Origin of the sequence: Micromonospora matsumotoense (assembly GCF_900091525.1) — a bacterium.
In the GTDB taxonomy this organism is placed as follows: Bacteria; Actinomycetota; Actinomycetes; order Mycobacteriales; family Micromonosporaceae; genus Micromonospora; species Micromonospora matsumotoensis.
The window spans coordinates 86,092-103,540 of sequence record NZ_FMCU01000008.1 but is presented as its reverse complement, the minus strand read 5'-3'; the positions used below and the strand labels follow the sequence as shown (position 1 = coordinate 103,540).

The following is a 17,449-nucleotide window of genomic DNA, read 5'->3' as shown; positions in this document are numbered from 1 at the left end:
TGGGCGGGGGCTACTCGTGGTGGGAGAGCCGCCGGAATCCGTTGACCCGCAGGAGGGCCATGATGGTCAGGAGCACCGTCGCCAGCGCCCAACTGCGGGCGCTCTGCGCCGACAGCACCACCGGCAGCCGGGCGGCGATGACGCTGGGGGCGATCACCGCGAGCGTCCAGACCGCGATCAGTCCGATCGCGGCGCGGCGTACCCCGACGAGGGTGCCCAGCAGGAGCGTGGCGGCGGTGAACGCCAGGCAGGGCAGCAGCATCAGGGCCAACGACAGCCCGGTGCCGGCACCGACCACCGCGAGCGCGGGAATGACGAATGCCAACACCGCAGCCGTACGCCGCAGCAGCATCGTCAGGCCGGCGGCGGGCGTGGTGGCGATCAGTTCCCAGGCCGGGTCGGCCCGACGGTGCCAGGCGACGGCCACCCCGGGCAGCGGAGCCAGTGGGGCGATGAGCAGTACCAGCGAGGGGAGCCCGACCCACAGCGCGCCGAGCAGGGCGGCACACACGAGCACCGTGCCGGTCATCGCCAGCCAGGGCAGCAGGGTGCCGACGAACCAGCGGTGGCGTAGCACCGACCAGGACCGGCCACGGCGGGCGGGAGCCGGCGCTGTCGCGATCTCGCGGTCCAGCACCAGCGCGACCTGGTCGATCACGGCCCGGCTCGCCACGGTGGTGCTGCCGGCCAGCCGGGCCCGGCAGTCGGCGCAGTCCTCAAGGTGCACCTCGATCGCCCAGACGCCGGGTTCGTCGAGAGCAGGATCCCCGGCGGCGTAGCGGTCGATCTGGGTCAGGCTGGGATGGGTGGTCATGACAGCGCCTCCCGTAGGGCGATCCGGGCTCGGCGGACGCGGGACTTCACGGTGTTCTCCGGTACGCCCAGCAGTACCGACGCCTCGCGCGAGGAGAGCCCGTCGAGGACGGTGGCCCGCAACGCGGCCCGGACCTCGGGGGGCAGGACGAGTAGGGCCTGCTCCAGCTCCTGGCCGATCCGGGCGGCCATCACCTCGTCCTCGGCGGCGGGTGCCGTGCTCGGCGTCAGCTCCATCTGCGGCACCTTGCCCTTGCGCGCCCGGTGGCGGAACGCGTCGACCAGGCGGTGGGCGGCGATGGTCCACAGCCAGCCCACGGCGCTGCCCTGCGCCCCGCCGCTGTCCCTGGCCCGGCTGCCGGCGAAGCTGCCCGCCGCCCGCCAGACCGCCAGGTAGGTGTCCTGGAGCACCTCGGCGACGATGTCGGGGTCGGCGCAGCGGCGACGCAGGCGCACCTCCAACCACGGCGCGGTACGCCGGTAGAGCTCGTCGAACGCCCGCCTGTCTCCCCGGGCGACGCGTCGTACGAGTTCGCCCTCGTCGGCCGCGTCCAGGTCTGTTCTCACACCCGGTAAGACGACGGGTCCACCCGGACCGGGTCCCGCTTTCGTGTGATCGCCATCACACTCAAGATCGGGGCCGGTGCGGGGCGGTCCGGCCACCCGTGATGGGGGAGGACCCGCTCACCGGTCCCGGCCGGCGGGCGGTCCGGGCGGGTCATCCGGCCGCTGTCAGCGCGGCCCGCAGGTGGGCGTGGGTGTCGTCGTCGAAGGCGACGAGTCGGATCCGTTCGAGTCTCGTCGTGGTGGACCTGATGGTCGCGACGGCGATGCGGGCGGCCTGGTCAGGCGGGTAGCCGTAGACACCGGTGGCGATGGCGGGGATGGCGACGGTGCGGGCGTCGAGGGTGTCGGCGACCTGCAGGCTGCGGCGGTAGCAGGAGGCCAGGGTCTCGGCTTCGCCGTGGCCGCCGCCTTCCCAGACTGGCCCGACGGTGTGGATGACGTGCCGCACGGGCGGGTCGAGGTCGAATGCCGGGGTCGGCATCGCCTCGCCCGGCGGGCAGGGGCCGACCGCACCCCCGGCGCGGGCCAGGCGGGGCCCGGCGGCACGGTGGATCGCGCCGTCGACACCGCCACCACCCAGCAGGGACTCGTTCGCGGCGGTGACGATGGCGTCCACGTTCTCCCGCGTGATGTCACCCTTGACGACCTCGATCACTGCCATCGCACAATCCTGACACATCAGGGCGAAGTCCCGCCGGGTCGCCCGTCCGCCACCGGTGCCGTCCGGCGCTCCCGCCGGGCCGCCGTGGTCGGGGCTGCGGGCCGGCGAGGGCTGACCCGCGCTAGTTTGCTCGGATGAGTCTCCTCGATGACGTCGCCCGGCGCGACGGTTGGCGGTGCTGGGTGTGCGACGAGCCGGTCGACGCCGACAGGTCGGTGAACGACCCCCGGGGTCCCAGCGTCGACAGCCGGACCGCCGACCGGAAGGCCAAGGTCGTCGAGCGGCTCGCCCACCGCGCCTGCAACACCCGCAAGGGCGCGGTCAAGGTGGTCATCGCCTGGCCGGACCGGCTGCACGTGGTGGAACCCGCGCCGCTGGTCGCCGTCGCCGAGCGGCTCGAACGCAAGGGTGGCCGTGAGCTGGTCGCCCGCTGCCCCAGCAGGAGGGACGCCCAGGAGACGGCCGACTGGCTGGTCGACCGGTTCTCCCGGCTGGCGCCCGGGTTGCCGGTCACCGCCAGCGTCGAGCAGGGCGGCGGACAGTACCTCGTCGCCCTGGCCACCCGCCGCCGTTGACCGGTGGCCCGGTCGGCGGGTCGCCCGCCCGTCCGGTGGGTGCGCCGCCCGACGCCGTTGCCGTCAGGGCGCTCCGGGCGCGCTGTTGACCTGCGCGTAGGAGGGCAGGTTCCCGCGCACCGGATGGCCGTCGCGGACGGCCAGGGCCGCCTCCACCGAGGCGGCGAGCGCGGCGCGGAAGAGCAGGGAACCGGTGCTGATCCGCCGTACACCGAGCTCGGTCAGGGCGGCGACGGTGTGCCGTCCGGGCAGGAAGAGGACGTTGACCGGGACGTCGACGGCCGCCACGACGGCGGCGATGTCGGCGGGCTCCGCCAGGCCGGGAACGAACACGCCGTCGGCACCGGCGTCGGCGTAATGCCGCACCCGGCGCAGGGTCTCGGTCAGGTCGCCGCGACGCTGCCAGTGGGTGTCGGTCCGGGCGTTGACGAACAGGTGCGGGACCTCCCGCTTCACCGAGCGGATCAGCGTGGCGTGCGCCTGCGCCGGACCCATGGCGTCCTCCATGTTCACGCCGACGGCACCCGCCTGCGCCACCGCGACCGCGGCGTCGACCGAGCCGGTCTCGATGTCGACGGTGATGTCGACCGGGAGCGTCACCAGGCTGCGGGTGAGGCGCAGGGTGTGGGCGTCGGCGGCGCGGACCCCGTCGGGCAGACCGTGGGCGGCCGCGACGCCGAGGCTGGTCGTACCGAGCGCCGGGAAGCCGGCGTCGACCAGGCCGCGGGCCGAGGCGACATCCCACACGTTCGGCAGGACCAGCGGATCGCCGGTGCGGTGGAGTGCGGCGAAGTCCCTCATGCCCGGCCGCCGCCGACGAGGGCGGGGACGTGCTTCCCGTCGGGACGCGGCCCGGCCCCGGAGGTCGGCTCACCGGCCCCGCGCACCCGCACCACCTCGCCCGGCAGGTCGCCGACCGTGGTCCGCGCCGCCGCCGGGGCGGGCGGCGGCACGGACAGAGAGTCGTTCAGGACGGCGTCGGGACAGCTGATCGGCATGTGGTGAACCCTACGACCCGCACCGCGCGGTGCCGGTCGAGCGGACCCGGCCGGCAGGGGGGGGGCGAGGGGCCGGCTCGGAGCTGGTGTCGCCGGCCGACGAGCCGCGGACGACCCGCTGCCCCGCGCCGCCCGACTGCCACGCCTGGTCACCGGAGATCGACGGGCGGGGTGTGCGTCCGGGGCCTAGGGTGGCGGCTCTGACCGCCGATCGAGGGAGAAGACCGTTGTCGCCGTCACACCGACCCGCCCGTTGGCGCATCGCCGTGGCACTGAGCCTGGTCCTCGCGCTTCTCGGCTGCACCGCGCCCCGGGCCGAGCGGGCGCAGCGGCCGCCTGTGCGGGTCGAGGAGACCCCGATCGAGGAAACTCAGGAGAGCCTGCGCGACGGCACCACCTCGCCCGGCACGGACGGCCCCCGGCCGGCCTGGTCGGCACCGGTCCGGCGGCTGGACCAGGAGTTGGGTGCGACCGGGCAGCTCATCGTCGTCCCCGACGAGCGGGAACTACGCGCCGTGGACCGCGCCACCGGGCAGGACCGGTGGCGTCATCCGTTCACCACCGGCTACCGCTACGTGATCGCCGGCGGGTCGATCGTGGCCAGTGACAACGACGACGGCGGCGTGGAGGTGCTCGACGCGGCCACCGGCGTCACCCGGTGGCGGGCGGCGGAGAGCCAGGACGTCGTCGTCGACGCGCAGGCCGTCTACGCCAGGGAATGCGCCGGCACCGGCAGGGCGGCGACCTGCGCGATCATCGGCCGGGACGTGCAGAGCGGCCGGCAACTGTGGAAACTGCCCTCCGACCGGTTCGCCCGGGTGAGCGACGTGGCCCTCGGCGCGCGCACGCCGTACGCGCCGGCCGCCGGCCGGTACGTCGCGGTACGGCTCAGCACCTCCGACCGGCCGGCCACCTACACCCCCGTCGCCCCGACCACCGGCCGGACCGGCGCCGGCCGGTTGCCGAACCGGGCCTGGTACGGGTTCGTCGCCGGTGACCTGCTGGTGAGCACCGACAACGATCCGCCGAAGGGTGACCGGCGCTGCACGGTCAGCATCGCCAGCGTCCACACGGCCACCGGAGCCCGCGGCTGGTCCGGCGCGGTTTACAGCGGACGCCGGGAGGACGGCGAGTGCGCCAAGCGGCTGGCCCACGACCGCAACGGGCAGACCCTGATCGGGAGCGGCACCCGGCTCGTCGCGGTCACCGCCGACGAGCGACCGCAACTGGTCGACCTGCGTACCGGCGCGACGGTCTGGAAGGGTGCCGTCGCCGGCGTACCGATCGATGGTGACGACCGGTCGGTGCTGGTGCGCGGCAAGGCCGACGCGGGGGAGTTGGCGTTGCTCGACCTGGCCACCGGCGCGTCCCGCTGGACCGCGCCGGACCCGGGGTTGGCCGGCACCTCGGCGAGCTGGCGGTCGGCGGTGACCGCCGGGCTGGTGGCGGTCAGCGGCGCCGAGGACGACCGACCGCAGGTGCTCGTGTACGAGGTGGGCACCGGCCGTCAGCTCGGCCGCTATCCGGGCTGGCTCGCCGGGGCCGGCAGGGACTGGGTCGCGGTCAGCCACTCCGGTGCCGGCGGCCTCGCGGTGGACCTGCACACCTTCTGAACCGGCCGGCCGGCACCGGACAGCGACGTGCCCCGGCGGAATCCGCCGGGGCACTCAGCTCACTGCCGTGGTGCGGTTGCTCAGTCGGCCGACCGGTCAGTCGTCGTCGCCGTCGTCCGAGTCGTCATCGTCGTCGTCGTTGTCCTTGCCGGACCTGTCGTCGTCGTCCGCCTTCTCCTGCTCGGACTTCACGACGGTGCCGTTCTCCCGGTCGACCTCGACCTCGTGCTCGGTGCCGCCGTTGATGATCTCCACGCTCCAGACCGGGCGGCCGTTCTCCCGCTCGCGCTCGATCTCGGTGATCTGACCACCACCGGCCTTGGCCAGTGCGATCTCGCCGGCCCGCTGCTGGCTGACCGCATCGTCGGTGGCCGGGGCGGTGCTGCCACCCGGGGCCGGCGTCCCGGTCGTCGGCGTGCCGGGCGTCGGGGCGGCGGCACTCGGGTCGACCGGGGCGGGAGCGGTCGTCTCGGCGGTGGGCGTGGCGACCGGTGCCCGTTCTGCGGCGGACACGCCGAGCGCCGTGCCGGTGACGGCGAGGACGACGGCACCGCCGGCTGCCGCCAGGAGCAGGGATGTGCGCTTCATGGTGCGTACCTCCGGGGTTTCTCGGTTGTTGCAGCGAGCTTGCCCCGGCGGCGGATAGCGGCGCGCTGTGCCAATGCTAAGGCCCGGTTAAGACGTTGCGGCCGGTCCGAACCGGAGCGTCACGACCGCGCCGCCCGCCGCGCCGGCACCCAGGTCGAGCCGGCCGCCGCTGGCCTGCGCGGCGCGCCGGGCGATGTCCAGACCGAGCCCGGTCGAGCCGGCCCGGCTGGCGCCCCGCGCGATCAGGCCGGCTGGAATTCCCGGCCCCGCGTCGGAGACGGACAGCACCGCGCCGGCCGCCTCCCGGGTCAACCGGACGGTGAACCCGGTGCCGTCGGGGGTGTGCGCGAAGACGTTGCCCAACAGGGCGTCCACGGCCGCGGCCAGCTCGTCGGCGGGCACCGCGACCGGCAACGGTCCGGCCGCCAGGTCGAGGGTGACCGTGCGGCCGGTGTCCTCGGCGAGCACCGACCAGAAGGCGACCCGTTCGCCCACGATCGCGGCGGCGTCGGCGGTGACCGTGCCGGAACCGGTGTCGGCCGGGCCGCTGCGCCAGCGGGCCTGCCGGATCAGGCCGGTGACCGCCCGTTCCAGCCCGTCCACGGCCGCCGCCACCCGGGCCGCGTCGTCCGGGTCGCGCAGCGACTCCGCCTCCAGCCGCAACGAGGTCAGCGGTGTGCGCAACCGGTGCGACAGGTCCGCCACCTGCTCGCGTTCCTCGCGCAGCAGCACCTGGATCCGGGCGGCCAGGTGGTTGAGCGCACCGGCGACCTCGCGCAGTTCCGGCGGACCGGCCGGTTCGGCGCGGGCGGTCAGCTCGGCGTTGGCCAGCCGGTGCGAGACCGAGGAGAGTTCGGTGATCGGCCGGACCAGGGTCCGGGCCAGCCGGTCGGCGACGGCGAGGCCGAGCAGCACGAGCACGATGCCGAGCGCGGCCAGCACCAGCCAGGCGCGGGCCACCCCGGCGGTGACGTCGGCCCGGGGGACCACGGTGCGGATCACGCCGGTGCCGTCGGGCCGGCCCTGCACCGCGATCACGATCTCCCGACCGCCGTCCAGCTCCGCGGTGAGGCTCTGGCCCCGGGCGGCGAGGGCCACCGCGGCGGTACGCGGCTCCTGCGCGCCGAGCACCGTGCCGTCGGGCAGATAGACGCTGACCGGTCGGCCCGACTCGGCGGTGAGCTGCTCCACGGTCAACCGGATCGTCGCGGTGTCGGCGGTGCCGACCACCGGCACCAGCCCCTGCACGTCGGCGGTGGCCCGGACGGTGGCCCGGTCCTCGGCAACAGTGCGCACCAGCAGCGCCAGCGGCACCAGGAAGGCGACCAAGGTCAGGCAGGTGGTCGCCGCGACCAGGAGCGCCAACCGCCGTCTCATCCGTCCTCCTGTCCGGGAGCGCTCCGCCACGCCCGGCGACCGCACGGGGCGTGGGCGACGCGGCGTCGGCCCGTTGAGCGTCACCGGCACCGGCGCGGAGCAGGTATACCACCGCTAGGCAGGCTAGCCGGTCCCCCTGGCCTGCGGGTCACTCGTTAACCCTCGCTTATCCTCCTGCCGTGCGGGGCTTAGCCGCCGATCCGGCATAGTCGGGGCATGGGTCGTCGCACGCTTCTCGCCACCGCCGGCTGGTTGGCCGCCGCCGTGGTCGCCACCCTGATCGGGGTGGCCGCGATCCGGTTGGTCGGCGAGAGCATCACCGGCACCCCCGGTGGGGTGCGCAGCCAGGCCGAGGTCGAGCGGGCCCTGGCGGCCCCGGTGCCGGCGTCGCCGAGCCCGGCGGGCTCCGGGTCGACGTCCCCGCCGGGCGCCGCCGCAGCGACACCGGGCCTGCGCCGCAGCTTCGCCACCCCGGGGGGTACGGCCGTCGCCGAGTGCGTGGGGGCCGACGTGCGGCTGGTCTCCTGGGCGCCGGCACAGGACTACCGGGTGAAGGACGTGGACCGGGGGCCGGACGACGACGCCGAGGTGACCTTCGCCGGCCCGGCGGGGGAGTTCGAGGTGAAGGTCGGCTGCATCGGCGGCGAGCCGGTGGCCCGCCCGGGGGACGGCGACTGAGCTGCCTCCCGGGCCTGCGGCAGGTCCTCGGTCAGGCGGGGCCGGGTCCTCGATGCGACGAGGTTCTTCGATGCCTTGACACTCCAGATGCGATCGCTAACACTTGTCTGCAATGCGTACGTAACAACTGGAACACTTCGGCAGTGCCCCTGAAGGCGCTCTGGAGCTGCTCGTTCGGCACGTCACCCACACCGGGCCGCGAGGTCCCGGGGATGGAGCCGGATGTACTGCTGTTAACGCTAACAAGGTGCACCCCGCAGCGGCGGTGATGCACCTGCGGCACCCGGCCCCCGGCGGCAACCGGTGGGTCCGGTCGACCACCGAAGGGTCGCCCCGGCATGGGCGGCTCGGGGGAGCGTGGCTGTCGGTCGTACCGCGACACCCGGGCCCGGGTGTCGCGGTACGGGTGGGCACGACCGCTGGTGCCGCTCCACCGGGGCCGGCCCCGATCGGGGGTGCCCCTGTCGTTCTCCGTTGCCGATGACACCCGGACGACATCAGTCCGCGGTCCGACCCCAGAGAGGCCAGATCACGTGATCGACCAATTCCTTCCCCGGACCGCGGCGCGTGCCGGGGGCGTCCCAGGACCGTCACGCGGTGCCCGGTCGTCGCGTCGGCTGCTGGTCGCGCTGGTGGCCGCAGCGACCGCGATGGTGGGCGGGGTGGTCGTCGCGTCGTCGCCGGCCACCGCCGCCACCAGTCAGTTCCGTGGCATGAACTGGGCCGTGCTGGGGGACAACTTCAGCAAGGGCCCCCTCGTCGTGCAGGGCCTCAGCGCCTCCGACAGCAACGCGACGGTGCGGGCCAAGGCCAACGCCCTCTATGACGACATGGCCGCCACCATGGGGGTCAACACCGTGCGGCTGCCCGTCAACACCCACACGGTGGGAACGGCGTGGTGGGAGGCGTACCGGGGGGCCATCGACGCCGCCACCGCCCGTGGGTTCAAGGTCATCCTGGCCTACTGGGAGGACGGCGCCGCCTCCGGCGGCCGGATCACCAACCTCGGCGCGTGGAACGCGATGTGGACCACGGTGACCAACACCTACGGTGCCAACCCCAACGTCTACTTCGAGCCGATGAACGAACCGCACGGTTACAGCTCGGCGGACTGGCGCAACGTCGCGGCGAACTGGCTCAGCTCCCACCCCTCGGCACCGCCCGGCCGGGTGCTGATCGGTGGCACCGGCTTCAGCCAGGACCTGCGGGACATCTGCAACGACAGCCGCTTCAACGCGACGCTGCTCTCCTTCCACTACTACGCCTTCTTCTACGGCGCGATGACCTACGACGCCTTCCTCGGCCACATCCAGGCACGCCTGGGCAACTGCGCCTCCCGCGCGGTCGCGACCGAGTACGGCGCGCCCATGAACGACGGCCGCAACTACGCCGACCCCAACAGCACCGACAACTTCGTGCGCTACATCCGCGCCATGGCCCAGGTCATGCGCAACAACCAGATGGGCGGCACCTACTGGCCCGCCCTCGGCGGCAAGCCCGGCACCATCGGCTACGACTGGTACTCGATGTACTCGCTCAGCGGCAGCGGCACCAACCTCAACCTGACCATCCGCAACACCTCCGGCGCCGACCGGATCCGGTACGGCTGGGGCGACGCCATCGGCAACGATCCGACGACGCCCCCGCCGTCGACGGGGACGTTCTACCAGGTCACCGTGCGGCACAGCGGCAAGGCCATGGACGTCCAGCAGCCGAACACCGACAACGGCGCGCGGGTCGGCCAGTACACCTACGGCGGCAACGCCTGGCAGCAGTGGCAGTTCCAGGACGCCGGCAGCGGCTACTGGCGCATCGTCAACCGGCACAGCGGAAAGTGCCTCGACGTGGTCAGCGCCTCCACCGCCGACGGCGCCGAACTCGTCCAGTACACCTGCGGCAGCGGCACCAACCAGCAGTTCCAGATGGTGACCAACGGCAGCTACTTCCAGCTGCGGGCCCGCCACAGCAGCAAGTGTGTGGACGTGCCGGCCGCGTCGACCGCCGACGGCGTGGTCCTCAAGCAGTACACCTGCAACACCGGCACCAACCAGCAGTGGTCCCGCACGACGGTCTGACGACATGGCGCAGGGGGCCGGGACCGGCGGTGCGGCTCAGCCGCCGGTCCCGGCCCCCGGGTCGTCGCCCGCCGCCGGGAACGAGACCCGGACCCGGAGGCCGTCCCGGCCGCGGGAGGACGCGGTGATGGTGCCCTCGTGGGCCCGGGTGATCGAGCGGGCGATCGACAGTCCGAGGCCCGCACCGCCGCTGTGGTCGATGCGGGCACCGGACCTGCGGCGGAACGGCTCGAACAGGGCGGCGACCTCGTCCGATGGCACGTCGTCGCCGGTGTTCTCGACGACCAGCGCCGGGTCCGCGCCCACCCGCACCTCCAGGGTGCCGCCGGGCCGGTTGTACTTCAGGCCGTTCTGCACCAGGTTGGCCACCAGTCGCTCCAGCAGCACCTGCTCACCGGTGACCAGTCGAGGGCCGAGCTGGCTGATGATGGTGACGTCGGCCTCGTCGGCCCGGGTCCGGTGGGCGTCGAGCACCGTCGCGACGATCCGATCGAGCCGCAGCGGGGTACGGGTCAGCAGCCCGCGGTCGCTCTCGCTGAGCACCAGCAGCCCTTCGATCAGGCGCTCGTTGCGCTCGTTGGTCTCCAGCAGTTGCGCGGTGAGCAGGGCGAGCTGGTCGTCGTTGAGGGTGCGGGCCAGGCCGACCTCGATCAGGGTGCGCTGGACGGCCAGCGGGGTCCGCAACTCGTGCGACGCGTCGGCGGCGAACCGGCGCTGGGCCTCGTACCCCACCGCGATCCGGTCCATCATCTCGTCGATGGTGCGGCCCAGGACGGCCAGTTCGTCGCGGCCCGGACCGGGCTTCAGCCGGTGACCCAGGTTCTGCGGTCCGACGTTGGCGATCACCGGGACCAGGTCCCGCAGCGGTCGCAGGCACCAGCGGACGGCCGGGTAGCAGGCCGCCAGCATGCTCAGCAGCACGACCGTCAGGGCGATCGCCGGGGGAATGCGGGGCCGGCGGAACACCTGCACACAGGCGAACGAGGCGTCACCGTCCGGCGCCTGCCACTCGGGTCTGGCGCACCAGGACGGGCCGAACTCCCGCCACAGCGAGAGCAGGAGATCTGCGGCCGGCGTGACCAACGGGGCGGCGAGCAGGAGTATCCCGAAGACCAGGAGCATCCGCCGGGCCGGTGAGGGGAACCTCATGCGCCGAGCCGGTAGCCGACGCGGGGGATGGTGTGGATCACCGGTGGGTCGCCGAGCTTGCGGCGCAACGTCATCACGGTGGTCCGTACCGTGTTGGTGAACGGGTCGGTGTGCTCGTCCCAGGCCTGCTCCAGCAGGTCCTCGGCACTGACCACCCGGCTGCCGGCGCGCATCAGCACGTGCAGGACGGCGTACTCCTTGGGGGACAGCGCGAGCACCAGACCGTCGCGGGCGGCGGTGTGCCGGGTGACGTCCAGCACGATGCCGTCCTGCTCGAGCACCGGGGGCAGCGCCGGGGCCGAGCGTCGGGACAGCGCCTGTAACCGGGCGACGAGTTCGGCGAAGGCGAATGGTTTGGTCAGGTAGTCGTCCGCGCCCAGGCCGAGCCCTTCGACGCGCTGGCGGATACCGGCCGCGGCGGTCAGCAGCAGCACCCGGGTGCCGGTGTCGGACCCGGCGATCCAGCGACACACCTCGTCACCGGTCTGACCGGGCATGTCCCGGTCGAGGACGGCCACGTCGTAGCGGTTGACCGCGAGCCGTTCCAGGGCGCTGTCGCCGTCGTAGACCACGTCGACGGCCATGGACAACCGGCGCAACCCCTCGGCCACCATGTCGGCCAGCACCCGCTCGTCGTCCGCCATCAGCACCCGCACTACGTCTCCTGCCGGTCGTTCCGTGGTGTCCGGGACCGTCGGCAAGGCTGGCACCCGCCGCATAAAGAACCGATAAGGGCGCCGCTGACGCGGCACCCATGGCCGGCCCCGCAGCATCGGTGCAGTTCCTGCTCCTGCTCGCACAGGTTGGTGACACCTTGCTCCGACTCGCCACGAATTGTGTCACGGTCGTGCTGGCCGCCACGGCGGTTGCCGTCGTCCCCGTCGCGGTCCGGCCGGCATCGGCGATCGCCCACGGCGAGGACGCGGCCGACGGCGCGTACCGGTTCTCGGTCCGGCTGACCATGGTCGATCTGCCCGCGGCCGGCGGCGGCACCCGGGACAGTTGGTGCTCCGGCGCGCTGATCGCGCCCCGGTGGGTGATCACCGCCGGGCACTGCTTCCGCGACTCCGGCGGGCAACGGGTCAGCCGGGCCGTGGCCCGCCTGACCCTGGTCACGGTCGGCCGCACCGACCTCGGCAGTCGGGCCGGACACCAGAGCGAGGTCGTCGGGGTGCGCCAGTCGGACACCGCTGACGTGGCCCTCGTCGAGTTGGGCACCGCGATCACCGATGTCACGCCGGTGCGGATCGGCGACACCCCGCCGGTGGCGGGCGAGGTCCTCCGGCTGACCGGGTACGGCCTGACCACCGCCGACGGGCCGACGCCGACGGACCGGCTCCAGACCGGGCAGTTCACCGTCGGCCGGGTCGGTGCCGACGTCATCGAGACCTCCGGCCGGCAGCCCCGCGCGGACACCAGCCCGTGCCCGCACGACTCCGGCGGGCCCTACTTCCGGGAGCAGGCGGACGGCACGGCCGTCCTGGTCGCCGTGGTCAGCACCGGCCCGGGATGCCCGCACCCGGGCCCCGACCTCAGCGCCCGCACCGACACGCTCCGCGGCTGGATCACCGACACGACCGACCCGGCCAACGGCCCGTCCCGCTGGGTGCCGGCCGGTATCGGCGCGCTCCTGGCGGTCCTACTGCTCCCGGTGGCGCTGGTGACGCGCCGACGCCGACGAACGGCACCGGTGCGGGCGCGGGCCGGGCACGACGTCGACCGGATCGGGCAGCGGGCCGGCCGGGTGCGGTAGTCGTCGACCTCGATGCGGTCCGGGCGGATTCCGCAGTTCCGCAGGTCGGAGCCGAGTGCAGTGCCGAATCCGAGCCTTGCGCAGCCCGCCCTGCAGGTGTACAACTATCGCAGCTAGGTACACACCTAGCTTTCGGTGGTATGTAACAGTGGGAGCCGGGTGTGGACCGCTTAAAGATCGGTGTCGTCGGGATCGGGGTCCAGGGGCAGTTGCACGCCCGCGCGTTGCGCGACGTGCCACAGGCCGAACTGGTCGCGGTCGCCGACATCTCGCCGCGTAACCGGGACTGGGCCGAGACCCACCTCGGCGTCCGGGCCGTTCCCGACCTCGGCGACCTCCTCGACGCGGTCGACGCGGTCAGCATCTGCACGCCGGACCACCTGCACGAGGAGGCGACCCTCGCCGCGCTCGCGGCGGGCAAGCGGGTGCTGCTGGAGAAGCCGATGGCGTTGTCCAGCGCCGGCTGTGACCGGATCATCGCCGGCCGGCCCGACCCCGACGCGCTGATGATCGGGCAGGTGCTGCGCTTCGACCCCCGGGTGCTGCGGCTGCGCGAGGTGGTGCGGTCCGGCGAACTCGGCGACATCTGGCACGTCAAGGTGTGGCGGTGCACCTCGCAGGCGGTCGGCGAGGGGATCTGGGACCGCACCTCGGTCGCCTGGTTCCTCGGCATCCACGACGCCGACCTGCTCCGCTTCGTGACCGGCCGGGAGGTCGAGGTCACCGGTGCCGTCGGGCGGAAGGTGCTGTCGCCCAGCCACGACGTCGTGCACGCCACCATCCGCTTCGACGACGGGGCCATCGGCACGATGGAGAACAACTGGACGCTGCCGCACTCCCGGCCGTCGCGGGCCGACGCCGGCCTGCGGATCGTGGGCGAGCACGGCATTCTCGAAATGAACCTCTCCCACAACGACCTGATGTACGCCCGCCGCGACGGTGTGGCCAGCTTCATGGACACGTACTTCTGGCCCAGTCGGGACGGGGGCGGCGCCTACAACCTGCGTACCGAGTTGGCGGCCTTCGTCGACGCCGCGCTGAGCGGCGGACCGACGCCGGTCAGCGGTGAGGAGGGCCGGGCCGCCGTCGCCGTCGTCGAGGACATCGAGGCGGCCCTGGCCGGCGGCCCGGTGTCGCCGCCGCCCGGCAGCTGAGGGGTCGGGATGCTGCGTTACGCGCTGCGTCGCCTGGCGATCTCGGTGCTGGTGCTGTTCGGTGCGGCGACGGTGGTCTTCTTCGCGATGCGGGCGGTCTCCGGCGACCCGGCGACCGCGGTGCTCGGGCCGGACGCCGACCAGGCGGCCGTCGAGGCGCTGCGTCGGGAGTACGGACTGGACGCCCCACTGCCCATCCAGTACGTCCAGTTCCTCCGCCGTGCCGTCACCCTCGACTTCGGTGAGTCGTTCCGGCTCCACGACGCCGCGACGAACCTGGTGTTCACCCACCTGTCGGCGACGGCCGCCCTGGCGCTGACCGCCTTCGTCATCGCCCTGGTCCTCGGGTTCGCGTTGGGCACCCTGGCGGCGACCCGGCCCCACGGTGTGGTGGACCGGGTGGTCTCGGTGCTGTCGATGCTCACCCAGTCCCTTCCGACGTTCTGGGTCGGCATCATGCTGATCCTGGTCTTCTCCCGGTTCCTGCACCTGCTGCCCAGCTCCGGTGCGGCCTCCCCGGCCGCGATGATCATGCCGGCGGTGACGCTGGCCCTGCCGCTGCTCAGCGTGGTGCTCCGGCTGGTCCGGTCCGGGCTGCTCGACGTGCTGCACGAGGACTACGTGGTCACCGCCCGGGCCAAGGGCCTGTCCGAGACCCGGGTCGTCGGCTGGCACGCCATGCGCAACATGCTGATCCCCGTCGTCACCGTGGCCGGCCTGGAGTTCGGCAGCCTGCTCGGTGGGGCGGTGATCGTCGAGACCGTCTTCGCCTGGCCCGGGGTGGGTCGACTGATGACCGACGCCATCGCCGCCCGCGACTACTCGGTCGTGCAGGCGTGCGTGATCACGGTCGCGGTGATCTTCATCGTCATCAATCTCATAGTCGACCTGCTGTACGTCCGGCTGGACCCCCGGGTCCGCGAGAGCGTCTGAGAGGTGACCACGGTGTCTGACGGCGTACCCGGCTCGGCCGTGCTCGGCACACCGGTCGTGCCCACCGGCGACGGCCGCCCCGACGGGGCGGATGCCCCACCGGTCGTCGTGCCCCGCCGTCGCCGGCGTCGGCTGCGACTGTGGATCCCGCTCGGGGTGATCGCCGCCTATCTGGTGGCGGGGGTGATCGGGCCGCTGATCGCCCGGTACGACCCGATCGCGACCTCCGTCGCCGACCGGCTGCTCCCACCGGGCAGCCGGATGTCCGACGGCGGCCTGGCCCTGCTCGGCACCGACCAGGTCGGCCGCGACCTGCTGCCCCAGATCATGCAGGGCGCCCGGATCTCGTTGCTGGTCGGCGCGGCGACCCTGCTGTTGGCCGGCACGGTGGGCGCCGCGCTCGGCATCCTCTGCGGCTATCTCGGCGGGGCGGTGGACGCGACAGTCATGCGGCTGGCCGACATCCAACTGGCCTTCCCGTCGATCCTGCTCGCCGTCTTCGTCGCCGGCGTGCTCGGTTCCAGCGTCACCAACGTCGTGCTCACCCTGTCCATCACCACCTGGCCGATCTTCGCGCGGGTGGCCCGGGCACAGACCCTGGCCACCAGGTCCCGGGACTTCGCCAACGCGGCGCGCACGCTCGGCGCCGGGCCGTGGCACGTCGTACGGCACTGCGTGCTGCCCGCGGTCGCCGGCCCGCTGCTGGTCATCGCCACCGTCCAGCTGGGCTTCGTCATCGTCGCCGAGGCGTCGCTGAGCTTCCTGTCACTGGGCATCCCGGCCGGCACGCCGAGCTGGGGCACCACCATCGCCAACGGCCGCGACTACCTGGCCAGCGCCTGGTGGATCGCCACCCTGCCAGGCCTGGCCCTGGCCGTCTTCGTGGTCTGCGTCGGCGTGCTCGGCGACGAACTACGGGACCGCTCCGATCCGAACCTCTCCACCCGTTAACCGTCAGCGAAATGGGAAGACATGAGACCTCCGACCACCCGAATCGGTGCGCTGGCCCTCGCCGGCGTACTCGGACTGACCGCCTGTTCCTTCGGCACCGACGACCGGGCCGGTAGCGGCGGCGACGGCGCCACCACCCTGCGGGTAGCCAACCCGACCCCGGTGGTCTCGCTGAACCCGTTCGCCGCGAACTCGGCCGACCAGCCCACCCTGACCGTCGTCCAGGAGGTCTTCGAGACCCTGGTGGTGCGCGACGACGGCAGGATCGCCCCGAAGCTCGCCGAGAGCTGGACCAACCCCGACCCGCTGACCTGGCAGTTCGTGCTGCGAAGCGATGTCACGTTCGCCGACGGGACGCCGATGACCAGCGCCGACGCCAAGGCATCCCTCCAGGCGCTGATCGACGGCAAGGGGCCGCTGGCCGGGCTGTGGGCCACCGTCGACGAGATCCGTACCCCCGACGAGCGCACCCTGACCATCCACACCAAGAGCCAACTCGGCACCGTGCTGAGCAACCTCACCCTGCTCTGGATCGCCCCGGCCGCCAAGGTCGCCGACAGCGCGTTCTTCGACGCCCCGTACGGCACCGGGCCGTTCAAGGTCTCGTCGTTCACCGCCGGTCAGGCCGTAAGCCTGGTCCGCAACGAGAAGTACCGGGGGGAGCAGCCCACGCTGGCCGGCATCTCGTACCGCTACATCCCCGAGGTGTCCGGCCGGGTGACGGCGTTGGCGAACAACGAGATCGACGTGACCTGGGGGTTGCCACCGGACCAGTTGACCGGGCTGCGGGGCAACGGCGACCTGACCGTCACGTCGTTCCCGACGTACGCCAACTACTACATCTGGTTCAACAGTTCCCGCAAGCCGTTCACCGACGCCCGGGTCCGGCAGGCCATGTGGCACGCGGTCGACTTCGCCAAGATCAGCAAGTCGCTGTTCGACCAGGCCGGAGCCCCGGCCACCGGCCCGCTGCCGGCGGCCATCTTCGGTTCCGCCAGCCAGAACCCGTACGCCTACGACCCGGCCAAGGCCCGCCAACTGCTCACCGAGGCCGGCTACCCGAACGGGTTCAGCACCACCATGATGTGGAGCAGCGGCTGCTGCACCAACGGAAACTCCTTCGCCGACGCGATGATCAGCGACTGGGCCAAGGTCGGTATCGTGGTCAAGCCCCAGGAGCTGGAACGGGCCACCTGGCTGGACAAGCTGCTCAAGCTCGACTGGGACAGCACGATGACGACCGGTAGCACGGTCACCGGCGACGCCGACTTCACCCTGGCCCGGCTCTACCTGTCGACCGCCAAGCGCAACGGCTACGCCAACCCGGAACTGGACCGCATCCTGCTGGCCGCCCGGGCGGAACTCGACCAGGACAAGCGGGCCGCGCTGTACGCCCAGGCCGGAAAGATCGTCTGGGACGACGCGGTGGGCATCTTCCCGCTCGACCTCAACGGCAACGTCGTGCTGCGCAAGGGCGTCGAGGGATTCACCCCGACCCCGAACGACCTGCCGGACTTCGCCGGCGTCTCGCTGCGCTGACCCGAGAACCGGACCCGGAGGACCC

At 72.9% G+C, this 17,449-nt stretch carries 18 protein-coding genes; 9 read left to right on the top strand and 9 right to left on the bottom strand.

Translation table 11 applies throughout. From position 1 onward, the window contains the following. Positions 1–10: 10 nt before the first annotated feature. The 3 genes from GA0070216_RS17545 to GA0070216_RS17535 all read right to left on the bottom strand — a co-directional run bounded on the left by GA0070216_RS17545 (position 11) and on the right by GA0070216_RS17535 (position 2,041). Positions 11–814, bottom strand: coding sequence for a cupin domain-containing protein (locus tag GA0070216_RS17545; protein ID WP_091247100.1), 804 nt, complete (start codon positions 812–814; stop codon positions 11–13). Next, positions 811–1,380, bottom strand: a complete 570-nt coding sequence (locus GA0070216_RS17540; protein ID WP_218108226.1) for an RNA polymerase sigma factor — start codon at positions 1,378–1,380, stop codon at positions 811–813. The genes GA0070216_RS17545 and GA0070216_RS17540 overlap by 4 nt, the downstream gene beginning before the upstream one ends. 151 nt (positions 1,381–1,531) lie before the next feature. Further along, positions 1,532–2,041, bottom strand: a complete 510-nt coding sequence (locus tag GA0070216_RS17535; RefSeq protein ID WP_091247098.1) for an O-acetyl-ADP-ribose deacetylase — start codon at positions 2,039–2,041, stop codon at positions 1,532–1,534. 134 nt (positions 2,042–2,175) lie between these two features. On the opposite strand from GA0070216_RS17535, the gene GA0070216_RS17530 reads away from it, so the two are divergent. After that, positions 2,176–2,616, top strand: a complete 441-nt coding sequence (locus GA0070216_RS17530; protein ID WP_091247095.1) for a hypothetical protein — start codon at positions 2,176–2,178, stop codon at positions 2,614–2,616. 63 nt (positions 2,617–2,679) lie between these two features. Here GA0070216_RS17530 and GA0070216_RS17525 read toward each other — a convergent pair whose 3' ends face one another. Both GA0070216_RS17525 and GA0070216_RS17520 read right to left on the bottom strand, forming a co-directional pair. Beyond that, entirely contained in the window at positions 2,680–3,417 is a 738-nt protein-coding gene (locus GA0070216_RS17525; protein ID WP_091247093.1) for an isocitrate lyase/PEP mutase family protein, read from the bottom strand. Further along, positions 3,414–3,614, bottom strand: a complete 201-nt coding sequence (locus GA0070216_RS17520; RefSeq protein WP_091247091.1) for a hypothetical protein — start codon at positions 3,612–3,614, stop codon at positions 3,414–3,416. Before GA0070216_RS17520 ends, GA0070216_RS17525 begins: the two co-directional genes overlap by 4 nt. A gap of 227 nt (positions 3,615–3,841) precedes the next feature. Between GA0070216_RS17520 and GA0070216_RS17515 the strand changes: the two genes are divergently transcribed. Continuing rightward, positions 3,842–5,227 carry an outer membrane protein assembly factor BamB family protein gene (locus tag GA0070216_RS17515; protein WP_176739014.1) on the top strand — a complete coding sequence of 462 codons (1,386 nt, stop codon included), beginning with the start codon at positions 3,842–3,844 and terminating at the stop codon, positions 5,225–5,227. A gap of 96 nt (positions 5,228–5,323) precedes the next feature. Here GA0070216_RS17515 and GA0070216_RS17510 read toward each other — a convergent pair whose 3' ends face one another. Next, entirely contained in the window at positions 5,324–5,815 is a 492-nt protein-coding gene (locus tag GA0070216_RS17510; protein WP_091247085.1) for a PepSY domain-containing protein, read from the bottom strand. 87 nt (positions 5,816–5,902) lie between these two features. Then, the gene (locus tag GA0070216_RS17505; protein WP_091247083.1) at positions 5,903–7,192 is read right to left on the bottom strand and encodes a sensor histidine kinase; all 1,290 of its coding nucleotides are present in this window, start codon (positions 7,190–7,192) and stop codon (positions 5,903–5,905) included. A gap of 216 nt (positions 7,193–7,408) precedes the next feature. Here GA0070216_RS17505 and GA0070216_RS17500 point away from each other — a divergent pair, with 216 nt between their 5' ends. Further along, entirely contained in the window at positions 7,409–7,870 is a 462-nt protein-coding gene (locus GA0070216_RS17500) for a septum formation initiator (RefSeq protein ID WP_091247081.1), read from the top strand. Between the two features lie 632 nt (positions 7,871–8,502). Continuing rightward, positions 8,503–9,945, top strand: coding sequence for an RICIN domain-containing protein (locus GA0070216_RS17495; protein ID WP_245722558.1), 1,443 nt, complete (start codon positions 8,503–8,505; stop codon positions 9,943–9,945). A 36-nt stretch (positions 9,946–9,981) separates the two neighbouring features. Here the strand turns inward: GA0070216_RS17495 and GA0070216_RS17490 are convergent, their stop codons facing one another. Both GA0070216_RS17490 and GA0070216_RS17485 read right to left on the bottom strand, forming a co-directional pair. Further along, entirely contained in the window at positions 9,982–11,094 is a 1,113-nt protein-coding gene (locus tag GA0070216_RS17490; RefSeq protein WP_091247079.1) for a HAMP domain-containing sensor histidine kinase, read from the bottom strand. Beyond that, a complete protein-coding gene (locus GA0070216_RS17485) occupies positions 11,091–11,750 on the bottom strand; it encodes a response regulator transcription factor (RefSeq protein WP_091247078.1) in 660 nt (219 codons plus the stop codon). Before GA0070216_RS17485 ends, GA0070216_RS17490 begins: the two co-directional genes overlap by 4 nt. Before the next feature lie 119 nt (positions 11,751–11,869). Between GA0070216_RS17485 and GA0070216_RS17480 the strand changes: the two genes are divergently transcribed. The 5 genes from GA0070216_RS17480 to GA0070216_RS17460 all read left to right on the top strand — a co-directional run bounded on the left by GA0070216_RS17480 (position 11,870) and on the right by GA0070216_RS17460 (position 17,424). Continuing rightward, on the top strand, positions 11,870–12,847 hold the full coding sequence (locus tag GA0070216_RS17480; protein ID WP_245722557.1) for a S1 family peptidase: 978 nt from the start codon (positions 11,870–11,872) through the stop codon (positions 12,845–12,847). Positions 12,848–13,008: 161 nt separating this feature from the next. After that, the gene (locus tag GA0070216_RS17475) at positions 13,009–14,001 is read left to right on the top strand and encodes a Gfo/Idh/MocA family protein (RefSeq protein WP_091247074.1); all 993 of its coding nucleotides are present in this window, start codon (positions 13,009–13,011) and stop codon (positions 13,999–14,001) included. Positions 14,002–14,010: 9 nt separating this feature from the next. Further along, complete coding sequence (locus GA0070216_RS17470; protein WP_091247071.1) at positions 14,011–14,934, top strand: ABC transporter permease; 924 nt, start codon at positions 14,011–14,013, stop codon at positions 14,932–14,934. A gap of 3 nt (positions 14,935–14,937) precedes the next feature. Then, positions 14,938–15,885, top strand: a complete 948-nt coding sequence (locus tag GA0070216_RS17465; protein WP_218108224.1) for an ABC transporter permease — start codon at positions 14,938–14,940, stop codon at positions 15,883–15,885. 21 nt (positions 15,886–15,906) lie between these two features. Beyond that, positions 15,907–17,424, top strand: coding sequence for an ABC transporter substrate-binding protein (locus tag GA0070216_RS17460; RefSeq protein ID WP_091247070.1), 1,518 nt, complete (start codon positions 15,907–15,909; stop codon positions 17,422–17,424). The last annotated feature ends 25 nt before the right edge of the window (positions 17,425–17,449 follow it).

Bases quoted from the DNA above. Each gene is read 5' to 3' on its own strand.
- GA0070216_RS17545 (WP_091247100.1), bottom strand. From the start codon at position 814: ATGACCACCCATCCCAGCCTGACCCAGATCGACCGCTACGCCGCCGGG.
- GA0070216_RS17535 (WP_091247098.1), bottom strand. From the start codon at position 2,041: ATGGCAGTGATCGAGGTCGTCAAGGGTGACATCACGCGGGAGAACGTG.
- GA0070216_RS17530 (WP_091247095.1), top strand. From the start codon at position 2,176: ATGAGTCTCCTCGATGACGTCGCCCGGCGCGACGGTTGGCGGTGCTGG.
- GA0070216_RS17525 (WP_091247093.1), bottom strand. From the start codon at position 3,417: ATGAGGGACTTCGCCGCACTCCACCGCACCGGCGATCCGCTGGTCCTG.
- GA0070216_RS17520 (WP_091247091.1), bottom strand. From the start codon at position 3,614: ATGCCGATCAGCTGTCCCGACGCCGTCCTGAACGACTCTCTGTCCGTG.
- GA0070216_RS17510 (WP_091247085.1), bottom strand. From the start codon at position 5,815: ATGAAGCGCACATCCCTGCTCCTGGCGGCAGCCGGCGGTGCCGTCGTC.
- GA0070216_RS17505 (WP_091247083.1), bottom strand. From the start codon at position 7,192: ATGAGACGGCGGTTGGCGCTCCTGGTCGCGGCGACCACCTGCCTGACC.
- GA0070216_RS17500 (WP_091247081.1), top strand. From the start codon at position 7,409: ATGGGTCGTCGCACGCTTCTCGCCACCGCCGGCTGGTTGGCCGCCGCC.
- GA0070216_RS17490 (WP_091247079.1), bottom strand. From the start codon at position 11,094: ATGAGGTTCCCCTCACCGGCCCGGCGGATGCTCCTGGTCTTCGGGATA.
- GA0070216_RS17470 (WP_091247071.1), top strand. From the start codon at position 14,011: ATGCTGCGTTACGCGCTGCGTCGCCTGGCGATCTCGGTGCTGGTGCTG.
- GA0070216_RS17460 (WP_091247070.1), top strand. From the start codon at position 15,907: ATGAGACCTCCGACCACCCGAATCGGTGCGCTGGCCCTCGCCGGCGTA.